The 5,031-nt window shown below is 73.5% G+C and carries 5 protein-coding genes and 1 pseudogene; all 6 read right to left on the bottom strand.

Annotated features, from left to right (window positions below; genetic code table 11):
- Positions 1-552: 2-phosphosulfolactate phosphatase (locus DW309_RS12390; RefSeq protein WP_136045549.1), on the bottom strand; the 552-nt coding region annotated here is incomplete at its 3' end.
- A gap of 18 nt (positions 553-570) precedes the next feature.
- Positions 571-2,031, bottom strand: coding sequence for an ABC transporter permease (locus tag DW309_RS12385; RefSeq protein ID WP_136045548.1), 1,461 nt, complete (start codon positions 2,029-2,031; stop codon positions 571-573).
- A complete protein-coding gene (locus DW309_RS12380) occupies positions 2,028-2,789 on the bottom strand; it encodes an ABC transporter ATP-binding protein (protein WP_136029774.1) in 762 nt (253 codons plus the stop codon). The genes DW309_RS12385 and DW309_RS12380 overlap by 4 nt, the downstream gene beginning before the upstream one ends.
- 97 nt (positions 2,790-2,886) lie before the next feature.
- A complete protein-coding gene (locus tag DW309_RS12375) occupies positions 2,887-3,522 on the bottom strand; it encodes a response regulator (RefSeq protein ID WP_136045547.1) in 636 nt (211 codons plus the stop codon).
- Positions 3,519-4,700, bottom strand: coding sequence for a sensor histidine kinase (locus DW309_RS12370; RefSeq protein WP_136037167.1), 1,182 nt, complete (start codon positions 4,698-4,700; stop codon positions 3,519-3,521). The genes DW309_RS12375 and DW309_RS12370 overlap by 4 nt, the downstream gene beginning before the upstream one ends.
- 58 nt (positions 4,701-4,758) lie before the next feature.
- A pseudogene (locus tag DW309_RS12365) lies at positions 4,759-5,031 on the bottom strand (SAM-dependent methyltransferase); the annotation flags it as partial.

The raw sequence follows: 5,031 nt of genomic DNA, 5'->3' as shown, positions 1-5,031 counted from the left end.
GCGCTCCGTGGCCGCGCCCCCCGCCGCGAGCTCGCGCGCGGAGCCGGTGGCCCCCACCAGGTGCCGCAGCGCCCGCCGCAGCGCCCGGAAACCCTCGGCCGCGACGGCCGCATCGGGTGCCGTGTGGTCGATGCCGCGGTCGGTGAGCGCCGCCGCGATCGCTCCGGCCCCCAGCAGGTCCTCCGCGGCGAAGCGCAGCTCCCCTGCCTCGTCGAGCTCTCCCGCCGGGATGATCGCGACCGAGGTGCGGCCCTGACGACGCTCCTGCTCCGCCTGCACCGCTGCGGCCACGGCCCGGGCGTTGCGCAGCGAGCCGAGCAGCACCGTGGCCTCGGCCGGAGCAGCGGCCGCGACCGCCGCCCCGTTGCGCGACCACTCGAGCGCTCCGGCCAGCGGGACCTCGACGCCCTCCGCGACAGCCTCCGCCACGACGGACGAGAACCGCAGCACGTCGACCACCACGACCACGTCGGACGGCGCGAGCCGCCGGAGCCCGGCGACCCCCCAGTCGAGGCGGACCTGATACGTGGACTGATCGAACGGCGACGGCACCCGTCCAGCCTAGGGGCGTCAGTCCGCGGCGAGCGCCTCGACCGGTGCCACGCGCGTCGCGAGGCGCGTGGGCGTCGCGGCCGCCACGAGCGTGAGGACCGCGGTCGCCGCGACGATGATCACGACCGGCAGCCACGGCACCTGCGGGGCGACGAGGCCGGCCGGGGTGAACTCCGGCAGCGTGGGCACCGAGCCGAGCAGCGACTGCGCCGCGATCCAGCCGTAGGCCACGCCGAGCACGAGCCCGGTGAGGGTCGCGGCGACCGTGATGTGCGTCGCCTCCAGCAGCACCATGCGGCGCACCTGTCCGTTGGAGAGGCCGATCGACCGCAGCAGGCCCAGCTCACGCCGACGCTGCACGACCCCGATCGTGAGCAGGTTGACCAGGCCGACCGCGGCGATCACCGCCGACACCGCCACGAGCACCATCATGATGGCCGCGAAGGCGTCGAACGGCGCGAAGAACTCCGGCGGGATCTCCTCGGTGGTCTGGCTCATCATGAGGCGCTTGGCGGACTCGAGGGCCACGGCGAACATGGTCACGAGGGTCACGCCCATCACGACGCCGATCGCCATGCGCGACGAGCGCTCCGGGTAGCGGAGGGCGTTCTCGGCCGCGAGCCGTGCGGTCGCGCTCGATCCGAACAGCCGACCGACGAGCCGCAGCACGGGCGGCATGAACAGCACCGACCCGAGCGCGAGCCCGGTGAACGACAGGATGCCGCCGAAGAACGCCACGACCACGCCGAGCGGGGTCACGAGCCCGAGGATCACGCCGCCCGCGAGCAGCGCGGCACCCGAGATCAGCAGCACCCACGCCCCCACGTGGCGCCCCGTCCGGCCCGAGACCTCATCGTGCGTGCGCTCGACCGCTCCGCCGAGCGCCTGCAGCGGCGTGACAGCGAGCACGCGGCGCGACCCCACCCACGCGGCCGCCCACGTCGTGAGCGCGACGCCGATCGCCGGGAGTGCGAGCGCGGGCTGCGCGAGCGTGAAGTCCGTCGGGGCGTTGGCGACGAACCGTCCCCCGATCTCGACGGCCGCCGCGGAGAGCGCGAGACCGGCGAGGAGCCCGATGGCGGCACCGAGCAGGCCCACCATGAGTCCCTGTCGTCCGACCTGTCCGCGCTGCGAGCGCGCGGTGGCACCGATCAGGCGCAGCAGGGCGATCTGACGGGTGCGGCCGGCGATGATGGTCGAGAACGTGTTGGCCGTGACGATCGCGGCCACGTACATGGCCACCGCCGTGAGCAGCACCGAGAGGATCGCGACGACGACGGCGAGGGTGCCGCTGTCGCCGATGAACGGGTCGGACTGGAGCACCGCGCCGATGTAGGCGGTGATCTCGACGAGGAAGACGCCGAAGGCGGCGGACAGCGCCGCGACCAGGATGCTCGCACCCATGCCGCGGTCGCGCAGCCAGCCCAGGCGAGGACCGGTCGCCCTGGTCTCCGGGACGACGGTCGCGACGGCGGTCATGCCGTCACCTCGGCGGCCAGCATGTACGCGGAGATCTGCTCGGCGGTCTGGCGGGGGTGGTCGGCGACGATGCGACCGTCGCCCAGGTACAGCACCCGGTCGGCATGGCTCGCGGCGATCGCGTCGTGCGTGACCATCGCGATGGACTGGCCGTGCTCGCGGCTCGCGGAGGCGAGCAGGCGCAGCACCTCCCGGCCGGTCTTCGAGTCGAGGTTGCCGGTGGGCTCATCGGCGAACACGAGGTCGGGGGCCGTGGCGAGCGCCCTGGCGATCGCGACGCGCTGCTGCTGGCCGCCCGACAGCTGGTGGGGACGGTGCCCGAGGCGCGGCCCGAGACCGAGGGTGTCGATGAGGCCGTCGATGCGGGCCCGCTCGATCGCGCTCGGCCGGCGACCGTCGAGCTCGAACGGCAGCAGGATGTTACCGAGGGCGTCGAGCGTGGGCACCAGGTTGAACGCCTGGAAGATGAAGCCGACGCGGCGGCGGCGGAGCAGCGTGAGGTCGAGGTCGCTCAGCCCCGTGATCTCGGTGTCGCCGATCCACGCCCGGCCCTCGGTGGGGCTGTCGAGCCCGGCCATGATGTGCATGAGCGTGGACTTGCCGGAGCCGGACGGCCCCATGATCGCGGTGAACTGGCCGCGGCGGATGCCGACGCTCACGTCGTCGAGCGCGTGGACCGTGCCCTCACCGGAGCCGTAGGTCTTCTTCAGGTGCTGGACGCGGGCGGCGAGCCCGAGGTCGCTGGTCGTGATCTCCATGTCCTCGACGCTATTTCCGCCGTCCCGGGCACCGCGTCGGCCATCGGGAGCATCCCGATACATCGGAAGGATGATCTCGCGGAGGACGCGGTCGCGCTCAGGCCAGACCGTGCTCGAAAGCGAACACCACCAGCTGCACGCGGTCGCGCAGCGCCAGCTTCGTGAGGATCCGGCTGATGTGCGTCTTCACGGTCGCCTCGCTCAGGAACTCCCGCGCCGCGATCTCCGCGTTCGACAGACCCCGCGCGGCGAGCGCGAAGATCTCCCGCTCGCGCTCGGTCAGCTCGCCGTACTGCGGCGGGACGGGGCGGGGCGCCTCGGCGAAGTGCGCGAACAGCTCGCGGGTCGCCGACGCCGCGATCACGCTGGACCCCGCGTGCACCGTGCGGATCGCCGCGAGCAGGAACTCCGGATCGGCGTCTTTGAGGAGGAAGCCGCTCGCGCCCTGCCGGATCGCGCGGGCCGCGGCCTCGTCGAGGTCGAACGTGGTGAGCATCACGATCCGCGGAGGCTCCGGCCGGGCGAGGATCTCCGCGGTCGCGGTCAGGCCGTCCATCACCGGCATCCGGATGTCCATCAGCACCACGTCGGGCCGCGTCGTGGCGACCACAGGGAGCGCCTCCCTGCCGTCGCCCGCCTCCCCCACGACCTCGAGGTCGGGCTGCGAGGCCACCAGCATGCGGATCCCGGCGCGGAACAGGGCCTGGTCGTCGACGAGCACGACTCTGATCACTGGGAGGCTCCGATCGGCAGGCTGCTCTGGACGACGAACTGCGCACCACGGCGCTCGGTGTGCAGACTACCGCCGACCAGCTGCGCGCGCTCCCGCATCCCGATCAGTCCATGCCCACCCGGTGCGGACGGCGGGGCGTCGGCCGCCACCGTGTTGCGCACCTGGATGTCCACGCGGTCGGGGAGCCAGGCCAGGTGCACGTCCACCGCCCCGTCGCCGTGCCGGATCGCGTTGGTCAGGGCCTCCTGCAGGATGCGGTAGACCGCGAGCTGGATCGCCCCCGGCGGCTCCCCCGGCGGCATCGGGTCGACCGTGACGCGCGGCTCGATACCTGCCTGGCGCACCTGCGCGAACAGCGTCTCCAGATCCGCGAGGGTGGGCTGCGGACCGTCGCCCTGGCGGTGCCGCAGCTGGGTGAGCAGCATCCGCACGTCGCTCAACGCACCGCGGGCCGTCTGGGCGATCGTGCCGAGGGCCTCGGTCGCCATCTCGGGCTTCACGGCCGCGGCGTACCGGGCCCCGTCGGCCTGCGCGATCACGACCGCGAGCGAGTGCGCCACGATGTCGTGCATGTCGCGGGCTATGCGCACGCGCTCCTGCTCCTCCGCCGCGAGCGCCTCGGCCTGCAACTGCGCCGCCCTGGTGCGCCGCGACCGCAGCACCACGCGCCACAGCAGACCGCACACCCACGCGAAGCCGAGGGCCATGATGGATGCCGCGAGCAGCAGCGTGCCGCCCGTCACGAGCTCCCACCCGGTGCCGGTGCCGAACGCGACCCCGCTGACGAACACCATGTAGAGCGCCGCGATCACGCCGCCGACGATCACCGAGCCGAGGCCCCACCACAGCACGCGGCGCGACCCCCAGGCCGACGTGGCGTACAGCACCAGCAGGATCGCGAGGTCGATCGGCAGCGGCCCGAAGCCGGCGAGCATCTGGACGATCGCGCCGGCCCAGGCGCCCACGAGCGCCAGCCCGGGAGACAGCCGGCCGATCGCCACCGCGCCGAACATCAGGAGCCCGGCGACGACCACCGCCGCCACCGCGGCGCCCGCGACCGGCTCTCCGGTGACCGGCGGCGCGTAGAACACCACCGACATCGGAGTGAAGATGACGAACAGCAGCACCGCCCCGACGATGTCGAGGATGAGCGCCGTGCGGGAGAGCGGCCGGATCACTCCCCCACGCTACGCGAGCACGCCGGGCGAGACATCCGTCTGCCGATGTATCCGCCGCTCACGCCCGCGCGAGGATCTCGCCGTGCGGCACGAGGAACCAGCCGTCGCCGTCGCCCGCCCACCGCCGCCACGCCTCGCTGATGTCGCGCAGGTCGGCCGGGGTCGCCAGGCCCTCGTCCACGAGCTGCCGGGCGAGGGCGGACTCCAGGATGCGGTCGGCCCACATGCCGCCCCACCAGTCGCGCTCCTCCGGGGTCGCGTAGCACCACGTGGACGCGGTCGCGGTGACCTCGCGGAAGCCCGCCGCGCGGGCCCACGCCAGCAGCCGCCG

It is taken from the genome of Microbacterium sp. K41 (genome assembly GCF_004794395.1).
In the GTDB taxonomy this organism is placed as follows: Bacteria; Actinomycetota; Actinomycetes; order Actinomycetales; family Microbacteriaceae; genus Microbacterium; species Microbacterium sufflavum.
Note: the sequence above shows the minus strand (reverse complement) of the source record. Positions and strands in the feature narration are given on the sequence as shown.

Excerpts from the sequence above, each read along its gene's own strand:
- DW309_RS12385 (WP_136045548.1), bottom strand. The coding sequence starts at position 2,031 with ATGACCGCCGTCGCGACCGTCGTCCCGGAGACCAGGGCGACCGGTCCT.
- DW309_RS12380 (WP_136029774.1), bottom strand. The coding sequence starts at position 2,789 with ATGGAGATCACGACCAGCGACCTCGGGCTCGCCGCCCGCGTCCAGCAC.